The organism is Streptomyces avicenniae (genome assembly GCF_000719135.1).
Taxonomy (GTDB): Bacteria; Actinomycetota; Actinomycetes; order Streptomycetales; family Streptomycetaceae; genus Streptomyces; species Streptomyces avicenniae.
The window spans coordinates 1-368 of the sequence record NZ_JOEK01000047.1; the positions used below are offsets into that span (position 1 = coordinate 1).

The following is a 368-nucleotide window of genomic DNA, read 5'->3' on the forward strand; positions in this document are numbered from 1 at the left end:
TTCCGGTGCCGGTGGCGTCGTCGTCGGACTCCGGCTCGAACCCGGAGGGGTCCGGCCCGGGCGGCGGCTTCTCCCCACGGCGCCGCTTGCTGCCGCCCGGCTCCCGCTTGGGGTGCCCGACGGCCCAGCCCGCCGCGAAGCCGCGGCGGAAGGACAGCGTGACGTACGTCTGGCCCACGGCGAAGGCCGCGGCGCCCAGTGCGATCACGAGCACGGAGGGCACCAGCACCCCGAGGACGACGAGGAGGAAGCCGCCGAAGGCGAGCAGCCGCCAGCGCAGGCGCGCCTTGTACTGCAGCAGCACCTCGCCGAGCAGCCACAGCGCGACGATTCCGAACGCGATGTAGAGGACCGTCCAGCCCATGTAC

Annotated in this window: 1 pseudogene; it reads right to left on the minus strand. The window is 73.6% G+C overall.

The features are described 5' to 3' along the window. Positions 1 to 364 (minus strand): annotated as a pseudogene (locus IF27_RS29680) (hypothetical protein); the annotation flags it as partial. Between the last annotated feature and the right edge of the window lie 4 nt (positions 365 to 368).